The sequence below is a fragment of the Reticulibacter mediterranei genome (assembly GCF_016587455.1).
The window spans coordinates 852,960-869,524 of record NZ_BNJK01000002.1 but is presented as its reverse complement, the minus strand read 5'-3'; the positions used below and the strand labels follow the sequence as shown (position 1 = coordinate 869,524).

The following is a 16,565-nucleotide window of genomic DNA, read 5'->3' as shown; positions in this document are numbered from 1 at the left end:
TGCGTGAGAGGTATTTATGATAAAACAGTCGATTCAATCACAAAAGCGCTTCAGCAGCATCCAACCTGGCGCTATTGCATTGCTTCTGCTGACCGCTGGCGCGCATCTTTATCTCGGGACACAACCAGATGAAGAGTTACATTTCTGGTTTCTGCTCAATGGGCTTGGCTACCTTGTGTTGTTAGCCCCCTTCTTGCTGCCCCAATTGGGAACAATACACGCGGCCACACGCAAGGTGTTAGCCGGCTATACAATACTCACCATCCTGCTCTGGGTCTTTCTTGGTAGCCCGGCAGAGGGCAGATTTGACCCGTTTGACGTGCTCGTCAAAGCAATCGAGGTTTTGCTGGTCGTCCTTCTAATGCTAGAGGAGAGGACAGCAGCACAACAGCAGGTCATGGTCAAACAAGCAGTGCTGGTAAGGGAGAGGCGAGGGTAATTCGCCTGCCACAATGAATATTGCCATAGGGAGGGCAAAACTTTTGTCGGTATGTGCAAAATGAAGCAATAATTACCGATCCTCCCTATGGTTTAACTGCTCATCGCTTTCTCCTTTTTGCTGTCCAAAAAGCTGGTCGATTTTTTGCTGATAGGTCTCGTAGCGCAACACAGCATATAGTTCCTGACGCGTCTGCATAAGAGGAAGCGCTTGCTGTTGCGTCCCTTGCTGGCGGATCGTTGTGTAGACGTGCAGAGCAGCAGCGCTCATTGCGCGAAAGGCCGAAAGAGGATAGAGGGCCATGCTGACTCCCACGCTGGCAAGTTGTTGCGTCGTAAAGAGGGGAGTGACGCCAAACTCGGTCATATTCGCAAGCAAAGGAAGCTGGACAGCCTCTCCAAAAAGACGATACTCCTCAAGCTGAGTAAGTGCTTCTGGAAAAAGCATGTCAGCACCCGTTTCCTGGTAAAGGACGGCACGCTCTAACGCTCGTTCTAACCCTTCAACAGCCAGAGCGTCTGTCCGCGCCATGATGACAAAATCAGGATCACTACGAGCATCTAATGCGGCTTTCAGGCGATCCGCCATTTCTTGTGGCGAGACGAGAGCCTTTCCGGGCAAATGACCACAACGCTTTGCCTGTACCTGATCTTCCAGATGCACCCCGGCAGCCCCCGCCTGAATCAGTTGGCGAATGACACGATTGATCATCAACGCGTTCCCCCAACCGGTGTCGATATCAACCAGAAGGGGAAGAGATGTGACGCTGGTAATGCGCCGAATATCTTCGAGGACATTGTCCAGTGTCGTGAGCGCCAGATCAGGGAGACCATAGGAGGCATTGGCGACTCCTGCCCCTGAAAGATAGAGCGCTCGATAGCCAGCCTGCTCTGCCAGAAGCGCGCAATAAGCATTGATCGTTCCCATAATCTGTAATGGCTTTTCTACAGTAAGTGCGTCACGAAAACGCCTGCCTGCTGAGAGCAATGAGGTCTGTGTCATAATCTTTCCTTCCTCAAAAGCACAAAGAGCATATAACTGTGAAGTATATGCTCTTTTGCTCACAAAAATTAGTATTCTTACAACTCGTAGCGCTGGAAAATCAGGCTGGAATTGTGGCCGCCGAAGCCCATTGAGTTGGAAAGCGCCACGTGTACATCACCATGACGCGCCTCGTTGGGAATGTAGTCGAGGTCGCACGCGGGATCAGGATGCTCTAGATTAATGGTGGGAGGCATGATCCCGTGCTGGATGCTAAGAATGGAGATGGCAGCTTCAACAGCTCCAGCCGCACCAAAGGTATGGCCCAGCATCGATTTCGTCGAGCTGATCGGCACTTTATAGGCATAATCGCCAAAACAGCTCTTAATGGCCTGAGTCTCGGTCGCATCGTTGAGATGCGTTGAGGTGCCATGCGCATTGATGTAATCGATCTGCTCAGGACGCAACCCGGCCCCCTCTAAGGCTCGCTGCATCGCACGCACTAGCCCGGTACCACCCGGAGCAGGCTCGGTAATGTGAAAGGCATCAGCCGTTGAGCCGTACCCAACCAGTTCCGCGAGGATGGGAGCACCACGCTCCAACGCAAATTCTAAATCCTCTAAAACCAGCATACCCGCGCCTTCTCCCATCACAAAGCCGTCGCGGTCGGCATCAAAGGGACGGCTGGCCCTTTGGGGATCATCGTTGCGGCGAGAGAGGGCGTGCATATTGGCGAACGAGGCCATGCCCAGCGGAGTAACCGCCTTCTCAGCACCACCTGCCAGCATTACACGCGCCGCTCCACGCCGAATGGTTTCATACGCTTCCCCTATTGCATTACCGCTGGTGGCGCATGCGGAAACGGCAGCCCAGGTCGGCCCCTGTGCGCCTGTGAGCAGCGAAACCATACCGGCGGCAGCGTTAATCATCAACATCGGAATGAGGAAAGGGCTAACACGTTTTGGCCCCTTCTCATGCAGCACGGCGAACTGTTCATGCAGCGTGATAAGTCCTCCAACGCCGCTGCCGATGCAAACACCAGCATCCGGGGCGAGTTGCTCGTTAATCTCCAGGCGTGCCCGTGCGAGAGCCTGGCGGGACGCTCCAACCGCTATATGTGTGAAGGGATCGTTGCGGCGTATCTCCTTGCGATCCATATACTGGCTAGCATCGAAGTCTTTGACCTCAGCGGCGAACCTGACCGGATAGTCGGTGGCATCAAAACTGCTGATCGGCCCTATCCCGGAACGCCCCTCACAGAGCGCCTTCCAGGTCTCTTCGACCGTATGACCTAGAGATGTAATCAGCCCCATGCCGGTAACTACTACACGTTTCATCGCTATTGCTCCCTATGAAATGAATTACCAACAGAAAATGTTACGGTTTTGCTTGATACTGCATCAAAGAGAGAGCGCCAGAGCGCAAGGTATGCAGTAAAGAAGGATCGTTGCGGCCCTTTGCCAGGAGGATTACGCCCTCGTAATAAGCGAGCAGCGCTTGAGCCGTGAGAGCTGTATCCAACGTCGAGGGGACAAGTCCCTGCTCTTTCGCCTCGTGCAGCATTTGCTCAAAGTAGCCGATCCAATCGCGAAAAAACTGCTCTATGCGCGCCCGAATCAACTCATCCTGTGTACTCATTTCGAGGGTCAGGTTGCCAGCGGGACAACCATGCATATGTCCCTCAAGCTGTTTCTGGCTGAGTTGACGCTCCAGTACCAGCTCAAAGAAGTGCAAAATCCGTTCGGGAGGAGGGAGGGAGTCCGTGAAGGTGGGCGCGAGTACGCTCTCTTCAAACCATCGCCAGTGGCTCTCGATGGCGGCCAGGACGAGATCTTGCTTGGAAGAAAAAAAATGATAAAAGCTGCTTTTCGCCACGCCAGCTGTCGCACAGAGCGCATCAACGCTCACGCTGGCATAGCTCTGGGCAAAAATAACGCTTCTAGCGGCCTCGATTAAGCGTTCTCTGGCATCGCTTGGTCGTCCCATAACACCCTTCTCTCGATTTTGTACTGTTTCGTCCAGAATACCATACAGGTGTAGTATGAGTCAACCGCAAGCGGAAGAGAGATGAGATCAATACATTTCATCCTCATTTTTTGCATCTCTGGACTACTACTCTGTCAAGCTTCATTCGTTGGTGCATCCAGAACATCCTGTGGGTTGGGACCGGATATGGTAGGGGCGACGGCTGGTCCTCGCCCGCCTCCATAGGCGCGATAACGTGTGATTGAAGTTTGACAGAGTACTACGACCGCCTGGGATCTGTCATAAATTGTTACACCTCATTATCTTTGAAGTAGTCCTGATTTTCTGCAACAGAGGCTTTACATCGACAATAGTTTTGTGTATACTAGGGACGCGAACCTCGCTAATACTGCAATAAGGAGAGTATATGCCTGACCATCGCTAACTCACGCCAGAACTTGTGATGTTTTGAAGAGCAGCACTGTCGTCGTTGTGCGGCAAGTGATTTGTGTTGTCTCACTTCATCACTTACGGCTTTGAGTTAGCAGCTTCCACGTCCAGGTCGGCATTGCTCATTCGTCATCGCCAACATTTCCCGGCCTCATTGATAAGAGAAGTTGCCTCATGTCGAGCGCAACGGCATTTGTGTTTCTCTCTACACATTTCTGGCCCTCCACGCACCATCATTTTCTCTTGTTCAACAATTGTAAAAGTTGTAGGCAACACATCTTTATGTCAGGAGGACAGAAAGACATGGCGAAACAAAAATTGAAAATCCACAAAGCAACGGCTAAACGAGTCAAAATCAGCGGATCGGGGAAAGCCATGCGCCGTAAAGTGGCAATTGCAACGCTACGGCGCAACAAATCGCACACTGCTAAGCGAGCAGCAGATAAAATGTTTCCGTTGTCGAAGGGTGATAGACGCCGCCTCAAGCGGCTTCTACCGTACGCATGATAAAGGATGCGAAGGGTATGTGGAGGTTGGAGGTTTCTGGCCCTCCAACCTTCGCTATTCTCACAGTGGAAAGGCGAATAACCTGATCTTTATTGCGCTTCAAAGACTAGTTTGACAGGGATGTTGCCGCGTGTGGCGTTGGAATAGGGACAGACTTTGTGAGCCGCCTCCACCAGTTTCTCGCCGGTCTCCTGATCGAGGCCAGGGATCGAGACATGCAGTTCCACGTTGAGGCCAAACGCGCCCTCGCCAATTGGACCGATTCCCACTTTCGAGTTAATCGTGGACTGGCTGGCATCAACATGCTGACGACGAGCCACAGCCATCAGCGCGGACTGGAAGCAGGCGGCATACCCAACAGCGAAGAGTTGTTCGGGATTGGTTCCCTGACCACCCGGCCCTCCCATCTCTTTTGGAATGCTCAGATTGACCACTAGATTGCCATCTGAGGTGCGAGCCTCACCCTCGCGCCCACCATATACTGTAGCTTCCGCCGTATAGAGAATTTTCATTTGCTATGCTCCTGACATTGTAATAGCTTTTCAGTTGGAAATTGTTCGTAAGCAACTATCCTTTCCTATGATAACTTCAAAAAAGGAAGGGCGTCAAACCGAAGCAAAGTCTGGAGGACATACAAAATGATGTAAGCAGGGGTATTCGTGTTCTGCCCAGGGCTTTCCAATTCTCCCATCTTGTGGGAGTGCAGAGGGCTGCCGCCCTCTGCCGGGGTGCGGGGTGTCCCCGCAAAAAACTTTTTTCTTCTCTTTTGCGCGCCGCCTGCGGCGGCGCGCGAAGGAGGGAAGGAAACTGGGGACACCCCAGACCCCGGCAGGGAGACCCTGCACCCCTTTGAGCGGAGAACTGGAAAGCCCTGGTGTTCTGCCGGAGTTGCTTGACCTTCATACATGTACCGTGTTATGATTTTTCAATTGTCAGAGCTACCATGAAAGGAAGTGGTTCCCCGCCTCGGTAGTTGCCAGTTGGCTGCGCTGCGTGCGCTGGAACTGGCTGTGGAAAAAGAACTAAACGATCCCTATATGCTCCAAAGGAGAAGCTGTGCAGTTCACCAACCGCCAGACCCGCATCGCAATCAAAGTTGTTGCCAGGACCATCGGGAAGACGCTGCCGCTCAAGATCGAGAGGAAGCGCGTCGTTCTGGTCGCGGGCAACAGGTTCCTGGAGCAGCACTTCCAGTACCTGGACGACCTGCTGCGCCAGATCAACGGCTTCAGGATCGACGCTCCGGTGCCGTGGCTGAGCTACCGCGATCCCCAGGGACTCAGCTCCCGAGGGCTGTGGAACGAACACAGCAGGTCATGGGACGAGCTGCGCCCGCAGTGGCCCCGCTAATCGTCGATGCAGAGGCCGCTCGACGACCAGGCGGACGACCAGCAGTAGGGACAACTGCGGGCTGAACGCGTAGGCGAACAAGGCCCACTCGAGTGGGGATCTGTACAGATCCCCACCTGCCCCATCATCTCTCTCCTATCCTCCAGAGATGAGAACCCCCTCTTCGTCTCATATTCATGATATAGCAGTATTTTTTCCTTGACAATCTAACAGTATTAGAATAATATGGAATTAACATCTAAATTAATTTATGATTCATAGAGAAACAGAGAAGAGAGATAAAACTATGCAGACACAATACCTGCGCTTGAGCGATGGAATGCTGGCATTTGATGACCAGGGAGAGGGGCCGCTGGTGCTTTGTGTGCCTGCTGGGGGCGATCTGCGCTCCGAATATCGCTTTTTGACCCCTCAACTCGTTGCTGCCGGTTATCGCGTGGTGACAATGGATATTCGCGGACAGGGCGAATCTAGCGCCAACTGGCCCGATTACAGCGATGCGGCTCTGGCCTCTGATATGCTGGCGATGCTCGATCATCTTAATGTAGGCTCGGCTTTTATCATAGGAACATCGAAGGCAACGGGGGGAGCATTGCGTGCAGCCGTCGACGCGCCGGATCGTGTGCGCGGGCTGGTGCTGATTGGTATCCTGGTCGCGCCTCCCCGCTCGTCCTTGCTCGCCAACCTGATGACGGGCCTGCTGCTCTCCCCGCTCTGGGGTGTCTCGCTGTATCATGCCTACTTTCCCAAATTGTATCCCAAAGCGCGCCCAGCCGACTTTGAGGAGCATCGCAATAAAGTAATAGCCATGCTTAAAGAGCCGGGACGCCTGAGTGCGCTACGCAAGCTCTTCTCTGAGAGTAGCGGGGCCACCTACGCTCGCCATGCCCGGGTACAGGCTCCGACGCTGATCCTGATGGGGTCGCGCGATCCCGATACCAGCAATCCCGCGCAGGAAGCCCACACGCTGGGATCGCGTCTTCCACACGCTACGGTCGAGATTATCGAGGGGGCCGGGCATCATCTACAAGCCGAGGTGCCAGAAGTGATCGGACCACGTATTCTTACTTTCCTTGCAAATATCGACAAAAGCGAGTAAAGCAGCAATATATATGTTATACTCGATAGTGGTTTTGTAGTCTAGCAGGTAACAGGGAGGTGTCCCCTGGTTCGTCCCTGAAAGATGAATACGCTCACCTCAGACAGATCCGATAGCTGCACCCTTGCCCAGCGAGGTTGTGTGCCGAGGTCCATGAGAGGTTGGGTACAGAGAAAGTCAGCCCAACAGACGATCTCAGATGAACCACTCGAAGCGTCCCGAAGGAGCACCAGTGTCCGAGTGCAAGATCACCGCCGAAGGCAAGGTCACATTCACCGCCACCAGTAACAAGCTTCAGGTCAAGCGCGATGGTCTGACCATCGTCATGATCGAGGCCGTCAACTACGACGGTGACATCGACATCAAGTTCGATGTCCGCGACCTGCCGTTCAGCATCGAAATGGTCGGCGACACCGATGGGATGGGGATTGTCGTCTCCGTCGCCAAGCAACCCGCCATCACTCAGCACATCAAGAGTGGCCCGATCTCCCTCCGGCTCACACAGGAGGAGTTCGAGGTCAATGGAGTGGTCTGCCCGCTGACGAGTAATGTCACAACTCGCCAGCCCGGGACCATCATCCAGACCGCCACAGCCACAGGCGATGGCCGTGTTTTCCAGGCGGGCCGCAGGATCGTCGCCCACGGGACGGGCAGCGCTGGCGTCTTCCAGACGCCCGGCGACATGATCATCCACGACGACTGAGGCTTCCGCTTCAGGGAGTGAGCGCGGGAAGCACAACGCCGTAGGGCGTGCTTCCCCGCGCCCCTCCTCAGACACCCACCATCCGGGATGGAGAGGGCGACCAGGCCGTATGGCAGGCGCGCTCTCCCCATCTCTCCCACACCACCAAACAGCATAATCTATTGCTCTTTCTCTATATATACGCAACTTTTCATATTTTCTCGCAAATTAATCAAATTTCATTACCACATTTTCTACTAGCAATAAGAAGGGATAAATAGAGAGAGCAACGATTCTCTACAAGAGATCTCTCCTCAACGCTAGAATTGTGCAACAGGATCTTGCTCTCTTTTATTCTTGATCGTATGTGATTGCATGGAAAGGGACGGATGGATGAAGCATACTCCTGATACGATCCAGATCAAACGCATCCAGCGCTGGATCGAGCGGCTTGAGAACAAAGCGAGTACGCTGCTGGATGATTTGCCTGTTGAAGAGATGACCCCCAAGCATCAGGCGGATATTGCCCTCAAATGTCTGGAACACCTGCGTCGCTTTACCGCCACTGAACAGGCGCTTCAAGACGCCCTTCAAGCCGAGCAAGAGCAAGGCTTCCTCTCAAAGCTCCTGCGCGAAGCACGAGGCGAGCAAGAAATTTCAGAAGAGGTTGAAGAGACACTCGACTCTGACTGGAGAGACGAAGAGCTAGAATATGAGTGGAGCGATGAGGATCTGGAATATGCATTAGACGAGATGTGGTATGGGAAAGAGGAAAACTCATGCGAATGTTGTCCACGACCCTCACAGCGGCAGTAGGCGATACAACGCGGGTGCCAACAGTGGCGTTGACGATTGAGGATCACATCCAGCACTTCGCCATCTATCAGTCTCCGAACAGCGCCGACGCCTACAACGATGCATGCATGGCCGCCGATGGCTCTATTGTGCGCGTGCAGGTGACGCGGGGAGGCAATCCGCTACAACAATCGTTTCGCTGGCAACGTGTCACCAATCCCACCCAGGCCAGCCAGTGGCTCAGTTGGACCACCTTTGGCGGTGCCTCCACGAACTGCTTTCAGGACGGATTGTGCGCGCTGGCGCAACATCCGGGCGGCACGTTGCGGGCCTTCGTCTTGAGCGGCACGGGCAGCAATCTCTGGACATGGAGCAGCAGCACGAACGGGGCATCGTGGAGCGCCAGTCCAACGACAGTGCTGACCATTCCCGCCAGCGGACTCGTCAAGGGCATCGCCAGCGTAGGCAATAATGATGTGTTTTTTCTCTATGACGTGGTAGGTGGCGAGGCGATTGGGTGCTCCTTCTTCTCCGGCAGTTCCTGGAGCGCGCAGCGCACCTGGACGCTGGCCACGTTGCCGGGTGCCTCCGGTCTGAGCGTCTACTGGACTGGCAGCGTCTACAACATAGTGTATAGCGACGGCTACAGCCTGAAGCAATGCACCTTCAATCCTGGCACGCTGGTCTGGACGGCTCTACCCGATATTGCGCCCGTCACCACGACAGCGATTGCGCGCATCAGTCCACACTTGATCTACGATGCCAGCACTGCCCTGTACAATCTAACCTGCATTGAGGCGGATTCGGGCCTGCTCACTGGCTCAACTTACAGCTATCCACGCATTCGCCAGAGCGCGGACCTGCAACACTGGTCAAACGGCTTCGTGGCTCATGATATCAATGCGTTCTACGGAGCCGCACTCGTGCAGCGCAGCGGCGATGCCTCGTATCTCATCAGCATGCCAACGATTCAGCGCTCGCCAATCTATAACACATCCAATCCAGCACACTACCTGGATAGTTCTGGCGCGCTGCTCTCCTATACCCGCAGCGAGTCGGCCAACCGACCAGCACGCATCGAGTTGGAACTGGATAGCACACAGGGGTTGCTCTCGACAAAAGTAGGCAGCGCGAGCAATTATCAGCCGATCAATCTCAACACCAGTCTGGTGCTGAGCGAGGGCTACAAAACGGGGGCAGGCCATACCACGGTCGAGCGCGTCAGGACTGGCACCTATCGCATTCATCAGATCGTGTTTTTGCGCAGTCCCCAGCAGAACCGGCTCAAACTGGTAGGGGACGATCTCTCGCGCAACCTGGATCTGCTCAATCGCTACCAGATCAGCTATAACGGACAGACGGTGGCCTGGCTGGTCGCGGAGATCTGTGCGCGGGCCGGACTGTTTGGCCCATCTGTACCCGCGACAAGCGCGACGGGCCAGACAATCGCTACCTTCGTTCTACAAGCGGGACAATCCTATCGTCGCGCCCTTGACGATCTCTGCGCGACCTACCACCTGATGTACTTTCTCGATGAAAGTGAGACGCTGCAATTTCGCGAACTCAGCGCCTCCGATTCCGCCATCTGGAGCTACCAGCCGGAGATAGAACTGGTCTCCTTTGGCAGCGACGACGCACGCAGCAACCATATTGTCGTCACGGGCAAACCACCTGTTGGTGGTCAGTTTGGCGCGATGACGAGCGCTGAGGTGCATGACGACGCCAACGAGCATCAGGTCGGCCTTGAACGCCTGCTGCACCATGTCGATCCCAAATTAACCAGCAGCAGCCAGTGTCTGCTCAAGGCACAATTTTTGCTGGCCCAACAACAGCGCGCACAGATGCAGCATCGAGCCGTTGTGCCGCTCAATCCGGCTCTGCAACTGCTCGACGTGGTCGCGCTCAGTGATACTCCGGCAGGAGCAACCGGACAGAGCGGCAATGCGCGCATCATGCAGACACAGGCCAGCTACGAGGCCCAGAGAGCCATCTATCAGCATGAGCTAGCTCTGGAAGGTGTGTAAGAGAGAGAGGAGATCATGCAACTGAGCGATATTGAAAACGCGGTGCGCCTGGATCTGTTCGATCCGGCGGGAGCAGATCAGCGCTGGGCAAGTAGCGATATCGATAGGGCCATCGACAAGGCGGTAACGCGATACAGCGAATATTATCCTAATATTGCATACTGTGACATGGCAAGCGAGCCATATCAGCGCACCTATCCTTATCCCACCTCCTGGAATCCTGCTTACCCGGTCTGGTGGATCGAGCGCATCATCTACCCATTGCAAATTTCTGGCAGTCAATATTCCCCACCAGGGTTTGGTGCATTTGTCACCGCACAGGCCGGTACTGGTCTGAGCATCGGCACCTATCAGTATGCGGTAACACTGCTTACGCAAGGTGGAGAGACGCCAGTTTCGCCGATCAGCAGCGTTACAACGAGCGGCGGCAATGCTCGCGTCTCCCTCACCAATATTCCATCAGGAGCGGCACAGGCGAACATACCAGGCACAGCCACCAATACCGTGATCGGGCGCAACCTGTATCGCACACAGGTTAATGGCAGCACCCTTTTCCTGCTGATAACCATCGCTGACAATATAACGACCAGCTATCTTGATAGCACACCGGATAGCGCCCTCACTGGCATGCCATCGCCTCCCACACTCAATACGAGCGGTGTGATGTACTGGCCTCCGTTGGAGCGCAATTTCAGCGAATACTCGAATCTGTTCGATAGCAGCGCGGCACTGGCTGCTGGCGGCAATCTGGGTGCGATGGGAGCGGTTGGAAGTGGGGCAGGTCCAACAGGTACTCAGGAGCCAACTTTCACACTGATGTTGAATAACGTGGACCTGCCAAAGGATAACACGCTGATCCTGCGTATCTTTTACGCGACGAAACACCAGTTGGACAGCAACGGCAGCACCATTCCCGACGTACACCGCGACGTGATCGCGCTGGGAGCCTGCGCATATGCAATGGAGGCGTACCAGACCCCAACCAACGATGGCTTCTCGTGGGAAGATGGCAGTTTACGAGACCACGTTGACGATAGCATGATCCCCGCCTCCTGGAGAAATAGCGCAAAAAATAAGATGGATCAGTTTACACAATGTTTAACGGAAATCCGACAGGCAAGGGATTATGCTGCTAGCAGCCGGGTGCATTGGGGCGACGTGCCACGCTTCTGGACGAGATTATAACAAAGGATGTTCTGGATGCATCAACGAATGAGATGTGACAGAGTAGGAGCAGCACGATTACACAGATGCATATATAATGATGGAGATAGAACATGTCTTCTACAATAGGAGTTGATTGTGAGGTAATTCTGGATTCGGTTGGATATTGGATTCGGCCTAACTCTTATACCGTGCGGCAACCACGTATAAGGCAAGCTACGATCAGAGCAGATGGGAGCGAGGGCTACGTCGATCTTGGACCGGGCAAGCGCGAATGGAGCATGACTATATTGTGCATCAATGACCTGATGACATACAGCGGAGTTAGCACTGGCATAAGTGGTCAGCAATATCGAGATATGTTGCATGCCAGCTACATCAATTCTATAGGAAGCACAATTAATTTCACTGATCCGACCAACAATACATTTTCAGTTCACCTTGACTCGTTTGCTGAACATATACCCGATTTGCATGGTCAGATTACAGCACTTGCCACCGGGGGTAGCCTTGCCTGTTCGTATGAAGTAACGATTGCTTTAGTGGAGGCGTAGCGGGACAATGGCGAAGCCACCCGGCATCGGCTGGTTTGCGCGCGAGGTGCTGGGCAAACCGCTCTACTGGTATCAGGAGTTGATCGGCGACGCGGTACTCGATTCGATTCGCGGAGGGCACGGTCGATCCTTCACGGTTCTCATGGCGCGTCAGAGTGGCAAAAACCAGCTGAGCGCGGTCTTAGAGGCATATCTGCTCTGTATGTGGGAGCAAGGAAGCATCGTGAAGGCGGCTCCAACTTATAAGCCGCAGGTAATCAACAGCAAGCAGCGGCTCCTGCATATGCTCGACGTGCCGGGACTGCGTTCGCGGCTCTGGAAGGCGCATGGCTATATCATCGGGCTGGCACCAGAGGGGAGCAATGTTGAGGCGCAGAGCGGTGCGCGCGTTCTCTTCTTTTCGGCTGGCCCGGAGGCGCATATCGTGGGTGCGACGGCCTCGCTGCTGCTAGAGATCGATGAAGCGCAGGATATCGCGCCGGAGAAGTACGATGTTGATCTAAAACCGATGGCCTCGACCACCAACGCGACACTCCCAAACTGCCAACCCATTTGACTTGACCCAAATCCTTGCTACCCTTGAGCACATTCTGCGTAAGTCAGCTTCCGGTGTGGTAGGAGGACTATACTCATGAAACAGTTCTCCTCAATCCAGAAACTCGACACCGGCATTTTATATGCATTAGAGTTGACTTCAAGCTTTTCTGTTTTCTTGAAGGTTTTCGGGCTTATTGTCAGTATGGTCAATGTCTTAACCAAAGGAACCCTCTTCACAGACAACGGCTTTATGCAAAGCCTTTACGCTTGGAGCCAATGTATAGGCATTGATGCGTCCATCCCAGGCGCAATCATGCGAACAGTATACTATTACCGTCAAAAAGAGTGGAGTAAGGCGGGAGTGTATACACTCCTGTCTGCTCTTCTTTTGTTCACGGCTTGCCTGGTATCCAACATTGAGTCAATCCAACAAACCTTGAACATCACCCTGAGTAGTGCCTATCAGCATGTGTTTCTCCCAATCGAAGGCTTGATCTGGATACGATCAGTTACCATCGTGTTGCTGGTCGTAGTACATGCGATACGCCATATCAATATTGAACAGAGCGATCAAACTGTTCGGGAAGAACAGCAACAACTAGCGCTCACACCAGAACTGATCGAGGCTGTTCGTTCGGTGATCGTCCAGGAGATTCAGGCCGAACAAAAAGCCTTACCAGATCCAGATAACTACGAACGGGTCAAAGTGTACATAGGAGAGTACCCACAGGCCAAAGTGCGCGAGATCGCTCAAGCGTTATCCATGAGTCCGAGTACGGCTAGTAAATGGATGCGGCAGATTGAGGAGGAGAGCAAATGACAACTTCCTCTTCTCCGATTCCTCATGATGTGATGGTGCCACGACTGTCACAGAAAAGCTATGAGTGGTATACCCCTACTAGATATATCCAACTTGTCCGTGAAGTGTTGGGGCCAATTTCGCTTGATCCTGCCTCTTGTGAAGTAGCAAATCTGGTTATCCAGGCAGAGCACTACTACGATGTACAAGCAGACGGGTTGCAGCAGTCATGGAAAGCTGCGACTCTGTTTCTCAATCCACCGTACTGTAAGACGGGAGCGGTCTCGAATCAGGAGTTATGGACACGAAAGCTGCTGACTGAATATGAAGTTGGACATGTGAAGGAGGCTATCCTCCTCGTCAACGCTGCGACTGAAACACTCTGGTTTCAGCGGCTGTACACGTATCCCATCTGCTTTGTGAAGGGACGTATCCAATTCAACAGCCCACAAGGGAGTAAAAACAGCTCAACAGTTGGGAGTGCATTTGTGTACTTCGGAACGAACACTGAGCAATTTGTTCGTGTGTTTGGCCGAATCGGAACCATCGTCAAGTGTATATTGCCAGCGGAAGAGTTGAAATACTTATAGAAGCTCGTATCTGTTGCCGAATGCCGTAGAGTCAATAGGCAGCAGTAAACGAGAATTGGAAAGAAAAGAGAAAGAGCTGGAATACCCATCCGGCTCTTTTCTGTTGTTATATTGATCCACCTAATACTTGTTTCGCAATAAGTATAAGTTGATCGAAAGTCATTATTTGTATTCGATGAAGATAACTGTTAAACGCATGCAATGCTTGCGCTTGCTCAGCATCTATAGAACGGCCTATTATTATTTTTGCCTTGATCTGCGAAACGTCTTCTTTGTCTTCAGCAAGAATAGCAAGGCGATTGGCGTCCAGTTTTGTTAGATAATGGATGACTTGTCCAAGAGCAAGAGATACTTCGCTTCTGGGATAGAGGGTACTGTGAGAGCCATCTTTAATAAAAAGAGGCAGATCAGCTAAAGTGGTCTTGATTTCAATTACTTCAAGGCATCTATCTGTGGTACGCCTCAGCATAAAATCTTGTTGCTCGTCTCTTGTCCACCTTCGTCTATCCAAAAGCTCACAATATTCGCTCCCAAACATCCAACGATTAAGTTTGAGATGCTTTTGAAAAGCTGCTTCATCCGCGCCAGTTTTTATCATCGTTTCTAGCTCTGCCAAAGCATAGGATTTGGCTGATGCGCGATCTGTTGATTCAGTTCCTTCTTTTATGTTTGTTAAACTATCAGTCAGCTTGTATGTGTGGTCAGAAATGAATTTTTCTACTGGATAGCCACCCAAGCCCTGACAACGGAGCAGGTTTTGATCTGTGCTCAAGAACCACCACCATCTTTTAACAATATACGCTCGCACTGTGTTTAGAGAATAACCTGTAACAGTGACTATTTCCTTCGCTGTAAATGCTCGATTATTCTTCTCGGCGTTAACAAAGAATTGATAGGCGTTCTTTATGTGATCCATGCGATCCATAAGGACATGTACTCCATTCATGTTATGTAGGTTAAACTTACTTGGTCAATGTCGTTGGTGAAGTTGCTGGAATTTTTGCAACATACATAATATCAATCCTTTCAAGAGCTTCAAATACGGAAATTTTGATACGCTTCATTAGGACTTATTCTTATATAAAGAACAAATGCAACTAGAAAGCTATCTAACAGGTTTACTGCATAGAACAATGTTAGAAAGACTGCTATTCAGGTGCTTTTTCAACAATCGTTACTGCTAGCTTTGCGAGAGAGGCGTGAAGGTGGACTTGACATCTTGCTTGCAGAGAAATGTAAATGATTTATGCTATCAATAAATGTAGTAGGATAGTGTGGAGAGATGTGATACTCAGTATCATTCTTCTTACAGGAATACTTACCTTTTCTATATCTCTTCTTATCTAAGTTGCTTAGTCTTCAGAAAGAGTTTGTTGTTGGGAAAAATTCTAATTTATCTTGTTTACCATTTTTAATTTTCTCGGCTAGTTATCGTCTAATAAGTAAGAAGAAGAAAATGCAGTGAGAATTTCTTGGGTGCGTGCCTCCCCGTATGTTTTCTTGAGCAAGTCGATAGTTTCCCACAGTTCCTGGATATAGTCGATAAGTATTTCAGTCTGTTCCTTACTCCCCCGCTCTTGTCTGATTTGTTCGAGCAGTTCATATCTTGTCACCTTCTTTTCTTCGTTACCATTCACGGCAATGATATCAACCTCCTTTCGCTGCCACGCTTGATCTGGGAATATATGAGTATGTACTAAACAAATGAGCGCCTCCAGTTCATTTTTCTGACACACTGGAGGCTTTCATTTACTATGCTGTTGGTTTCTCTCCAATAATGGTGGTGATATGGACAATGCCACAGAAGGAAGGGGATTGTAGTGCAATCATTGCCTGCTGATGAATGGTATCAAATAATTCCTCGTTAATCAGCTTCAGCTTTACCAAGATCGGTTTCATCTGATATGCGATCAGATCAATGTTGTGGTACATATCGGACCATCCATCGGTTGCTGCGGAATAATCCAGGGCTGCGGCATGGGTTTTGATGTGTTGGTACTTTTTCTGATTGAAGAAAGAGAGCAGCATGGGGAGAATATTGAGTCCATGCAGATACGCAAACCCATAACCAAGTTGATACAGCGCTTCCCGATTTAATTCCAGCAATTGATTGACTGCCTCGCTGGTGGTTTGCCCGAATTCCGCCGCCTCCGTTAATCGAAGTTGTCCCCGAGGCTGGAGTACCCGGTGACACTCTTCTAAAAATGACGGCCATACCTCTCGCTGTAAAACGCCAATTAAAAACCGGCCATTGACGAGATCAAACGCCGTATCAGGCAGAAAAAAGCGGTGCGTGATATCCATGACCCCAAAGGATGCATTTTCTAGTTTTTGGCTTTGTGCTCTGGCATTAGCGTAATTCACCATTGGGCGACTACTGTCAAAACCATCAATTTCTGCCTCCGGCAAGGCAAAGGCAGCATCTAAGGCCCAACCACCAGGACCACACCCAAGATCAAGAATATTACGCAGTTCCGAGACGTTCATAACACCATTGAGAGGACCACCCATTGCCTGTGTGATCAGCCGATCCTGATTAATCAGCCGCGCTAATTCGGTTGGATTATTGCTATCAAAGATATAGGTGTTGGTGACGTTTTCTTCTTGCTCCATCACTTCCGTATCCTCC

General features: G+C 51.7%; 19 protein-coding genes. 10 read left to right on the top strand and 9 right to left on the bottom strand.

Features of this window, described 5'->3' with window-relative positions; all coding sequences use genetic code 11:
• Positions 1–16 precede the first annotated feature (16 nt).
• On the top strand, positions 17–439 hold the full coding sequence (locus K3T83_RS42215) for a hypothetical protein (protein WP_220209160.1): 423 nt from the start codon (positions 17–19) through the stop codon (positions 437–439).
• A gap of 72 nt (positions 440–511) precedes the next feature.
• Here the strand turns inward: K3T83_RS42215 and prpB are convergent, their stop codons facing one another.
• From prpB to K3T83_RS42200, 3 genes are all read right to left on the bottom strand, one after another.
• Positions 512–1,441 (bottom strand): methylisocitrate lyase, encoded by a 930-nt coding sequence (prpB, locus tag K3T83_RS42210; protein WP_220209159.1) that lies wholly within the window; start codon positions 1,439–1,441, stop codon positions 512–514.
• Positions 1,442–1,518: 77 nt separating this feature from the next.
• Entirely contained in the window at positions 1,519–2,757 is a 1,239-nt protein-coding gene (gene fabF / locus K3T83_RS42205; protein WP_220209158.1) for a beta-ketoacyl-ACP synthase II, read from the bottom strand.
• A 40-nt stretch (positions 2,758–2,797) separates the two neighbouring features.
• The gene (locus tag K3T83_RS42200) at positions 2,798–3,406 is read right to left on the bottom strand and encodes a TetR/AcrR family transcriptional regulator (RefSeq protein ID WP_220209157.1); all 609 of its coding nucleotides are present in this window, start codon (positions 3,404–3,406) and stop codon (positions 2,798–2,800) included.
• Positions 3,407–4,138: 732 nt separating this feature from the next.
• On the opposite strand from K3T83_RS42200, the gene K3T83_RS42195 reads away from it, so the two are divergent.
• Entirely contained in the window at positions 4,139–4,342 is a 204-nt protein-coding gene (locus K3T83_RS42195) for a large ribosomal subunit protein bL35 (protein ID WP_220209156.1), read from the top strand.
• An 89-nt stretch (positions 4,343–4,431) separates the two neighbouring features.
• On the opposite strand, the gene K3T83_RS42190 is transcribed toward K3T83_RS42195, so the two are convergent.
• Both K3T83_RS42190 and K3T83_RS42185 read right to left on the bottom strand, forming a co-directional pair.
• A complete protein-coding gene (locus K3T83_RS42190) occupies positions 4,432–4,854 on the bottom strand; it encodes an organic hydroperoxide resistance protein (RefSeq protein WP_220209155.1) in 423 nt (140 codons plus the stop codon).
• A gap of 403 nt (positions 4,855–5,257) precedes the next feature.
• On the bottom strand, positions 5,258–5,650 hold the full coding sequence (locus K3T83_RS42185; protein ID WP_220209154.1) for a hypothetical protein: 393 nt from the start codon (positions 5,648–5,650) through the stop codon (positions 5,258–5,260).
• Between the two features lie 328 nt (positions 5,651–5,978).
• Here K3T83_RS42185 and K3T83_RS42180 point away from each other — a divergent pair, with 328 nt between their 5' ends.
• Positions 5,979–6,791 (top strand): alpha/beta fold hydrolase, encoded by an 813-nt coding sequence (locus tag K3T83_RS42180; protein WP_220209153.1) that lies wholly within the window; start codon positions 5,979–5,981, stop codon positions 6,789–6,791.
• 94 nt (positions 6,792–6,885) lie between these two features.
• On the opposite strand, the gene K3T83_RS42175 is transcribed toward K3T83_RS42180, so the two are convergent.
• On the bottom strand, positions 6,886–7,680 hold the full coding sequence (locus K3T83_RS42175; protein ID WP_220209152.1) for a hypothetical protein: 795 nt from the start codon (positions 7,678–7,680) through the stop codon (positions 6,886–6,888).
• Positions 7,681–7,866: 186 nt separating this feature from the next.
• Here K3T83_RS42175 and K3T83_RS42170 point away from each other — a divergent pair, with 186 nt between their 5' ends.
• The 7 genes from K3T83_RS42170 to K3T83_RS42140 all read left to right on the top strand — a co-directional run bounded on the left by K3T83_RS42170 (position 7,867) and on the right by K3T83_RS42140 (position 13,936).
• Positions 7,867–8,289, top strand: coding sequence for a hypothetical protein (locus K3T83_RS42170; protein ID WP_220209151.1), 423 nt, complete (start codon positions 7,867–7,869; stop codon positions 8,287–8,289).
• Complete coding sequence (locus tag K3T83_RS42165) at positions 8,253–10,292, top strand: hypothetical protein (RefSeq protein WP_220209150.1); 2,040 nt, start codon at positions 8,253–8,255, stop codon at positions 10,290–10,292. The genes K3T83_RS42170 and K3T83_RS42165 overlap by 37 nt, the downstream gene beginning before the upstream one ends.
• A gap of 15 nt (positions 10,293–10,307) precedes the next feature.
• Positions 10,308–11,477, top strand: coding sequence for a hypothetical protein (locus K3T83_RS42160; RefSeq protein ID WP_220209149.1), 1,170 nt, complete (start codon positions 10,308–10,310; stop codon positions 11,475–11,477).
• A 92-nt stretch (positions 11,478–11,569) separates the two neighbouring features.
• Positions 11,570–12,010, top strand: coding sequence for a hypothetical protein (locus tag K3T83_RS42155; protein WP_220209148.1), 441 nt, complete (start codon positions 11,570–11,572; stop codon positions 12,008–12,010).
• Positions 12,011–12,017: 7 nt separating this feature from the next.
• Positions 12,018–12,566, top strand: coding sequence for a hypothetical protein (locus K3T83_RS42150; protein ID WP_220209147.1), 549 nt, complete (start codon positions 12,018–12,020; stop codon positions 12,564–12,566).
• Between the two features lie 75 nt (positions 12,567–12,641).
• A complete protein-coding gene (locus K3T83_RS42145; protein WP_220209146.1) occupies positions 12,642–13,367 on the top strand; it encodes a hypothetical protein in 726 nt (241 codons plus the stop codon).
• Positions 13,364–13,936: a DNA N-6-adenine-methyltransferase gene (locus K3T83_RS42140; protein WP_220209145.1), complete on the top strand. Its 573-nt coding sequence runs from the start codon at positions 13,364–13,366 to the stop codon at positions 13,934–13,936. Before K3T83_RS42145 ends, K3T83_RS42140 begins: the two co-directional genes overlap by 4 nt.
• Before the next feature lie 106 nt (positions 13,937–14,042).
• Here K3T83_RS42140 and K3T83_RS42135 read toward each other — a convergent pair whose 3' ends face one another.
• From K3T83_RS42135 to K3T83_RS42125, 3 genes are all read right to left on the bottom strand, one after another.
• On the bottom strand, positions 14,043–14,861 hold the full coding sequence (locus K3T83_RS42135) for a Shedu anti-phage system protein SduA domain-containing protein (RefSeq protein WP_220209144.1): 819 nt from the start codon (positions 14,859–14,861) through the stop codon (positions 14,043–14,045).
• Positions 14,862–15,360: 499 nt separating this feature from the next.
• Positions 15,361–15,672: a hypothetical protein gene (locus K3T83_RS42130; protein ID WP_220209143.1), complete on the bottom strand. Its 312-nt coding sequence runs from the start codon at positions 15,670–15,672 to the stop codon at positions 15,361–15,363.
• A 16-nt stretch (positions 15,673–15,688) separates the two neighbouring features.
• Complete coding sequence (locus tag K3T83_RS42125; protein WP_220209142.1) at positions 15,689–16,549, bottom strand: class I SAM-dependent methyltransferase; 861 nt, start codon at positions 16,547–16,549, stop codon at positions 15,689–15,691.
• Positions 16,550–16,565: the final 16 nt, after the last annotated feature.

Excerpts from the sequence above, each read along its gene's own strand:
- K3T83_RS42140 (WP_220209145.1), top strand. The coding sequence starts at position 13,364 with ATGACAACTTCCTCTTCTCCGATTCCTCATGATGTGATGGTGCCACGA.
- K3T83_RS42215 (WP_220209160.1), top strand. The coding sequence starts at position 17 with ATGATAAAACAGTCGATTCAATCACAAAAGCGCTTCAGCAGCATCCAA.
- K3T83_RS42145 (WP_220209146.1), top strand. The coding sequence starts at position 12,642 with ATGAAACAGTTCTCCTCAATCCAGAAACTCGACACCGGCATTTTATAT.
- fabF (WP_220209158.1), bottom strand. The coding sequence starts at position 2,757 with ATGAAACGTGTAGTAGTTACCGGCATGGGGCTGATTACATCTCTAGGT.
- K3T83_RS42170 (WP_220209151.1), top strand. The coding sequence starts at position 7,867 with ATGAAGCATACTCCTGATACGATCCAGATCAAACGCATCCAGCGCTGG.
- K3T83_RS42195 (WP_220209156.1), top strand. The coding sequence starts at position 4,139 with ATGGCGAAACAAAAATTGAAAATCCACAAAGCAACGGCTAAACGAGTC.
- K3T83_RS42200 (WP_220209157.1), bottom strand. The coding sequence starts at position 3,406 with ATGGGACGACCAAGCGATGCCAGAGAACGCTTAATCGAGGCCGCTAGA.
- prpB (WP_220209159.1), bottom strand. The coding sequence starts at position 1,441 with ATGACACAGACCTCATTGCTCTCAGCAGGCAGGCGTTTTCGTGACGCA.
- K3T83_RS42180 (WP_220209153.1), top strand. The coding sequence starts at position 5,979 with ATGCAGACACAATACCTGCGCTTGAGCGATGGAATGCTGGCATTTGAT.
- K3T83_RS42165 (WP_220209150.1), top strand. The coding sequence starts at position 8,253 with ATGCGAATGTTGTCCACGACCCTCACAGCGGCAGTAGGCGATACAACG.
- K3T83_RS42160 (WP_220209149.1), top strand. The coding sequence starts at position 10,308 with ATGCAACTGAGCGATATTGAAAACGCGGTGCGCCTGGATCTGTTCGAT.
- K3T83_RS42150 (WP_220209147.1), top strand. The coding sequence starts at position 12,018 with ATGGCGAAGCCACCCGGCATCGGCTGGTTTGCGCGCGAGGTGCTGGGC.
- K3T83_RS42135 (WP_220209144.1), bottom strand. The coding sequence starts at position 14,861 with ATGGATCGCATGGATCACATAAAGAACGCCTATCAATTCTTTGTTAAC.
- K3T83_RS42155 (WP_220209148.1), top strand. The coding sequence starts at position 11,570 with ATGTCTTCTACAATAGGAGTTGATTGTGAGGTAATTCTGGATTCGGTT.
- K3T83_RS42190 (WP_220209155.1), bottom strand. The coding sequence starts at position 4,854 with ATGAAAATTCTCTATACGGCGGAAGCTACAGTATATGGTGGGCGCGAG.
- K3T83_RS42125 (WP_220209142.1), bottom strand. The coding sequence starts at position 16,549 with ATGGAGCAAGAAGAAAACGTCACCAACACCTATATCTTTGATAGCAAT.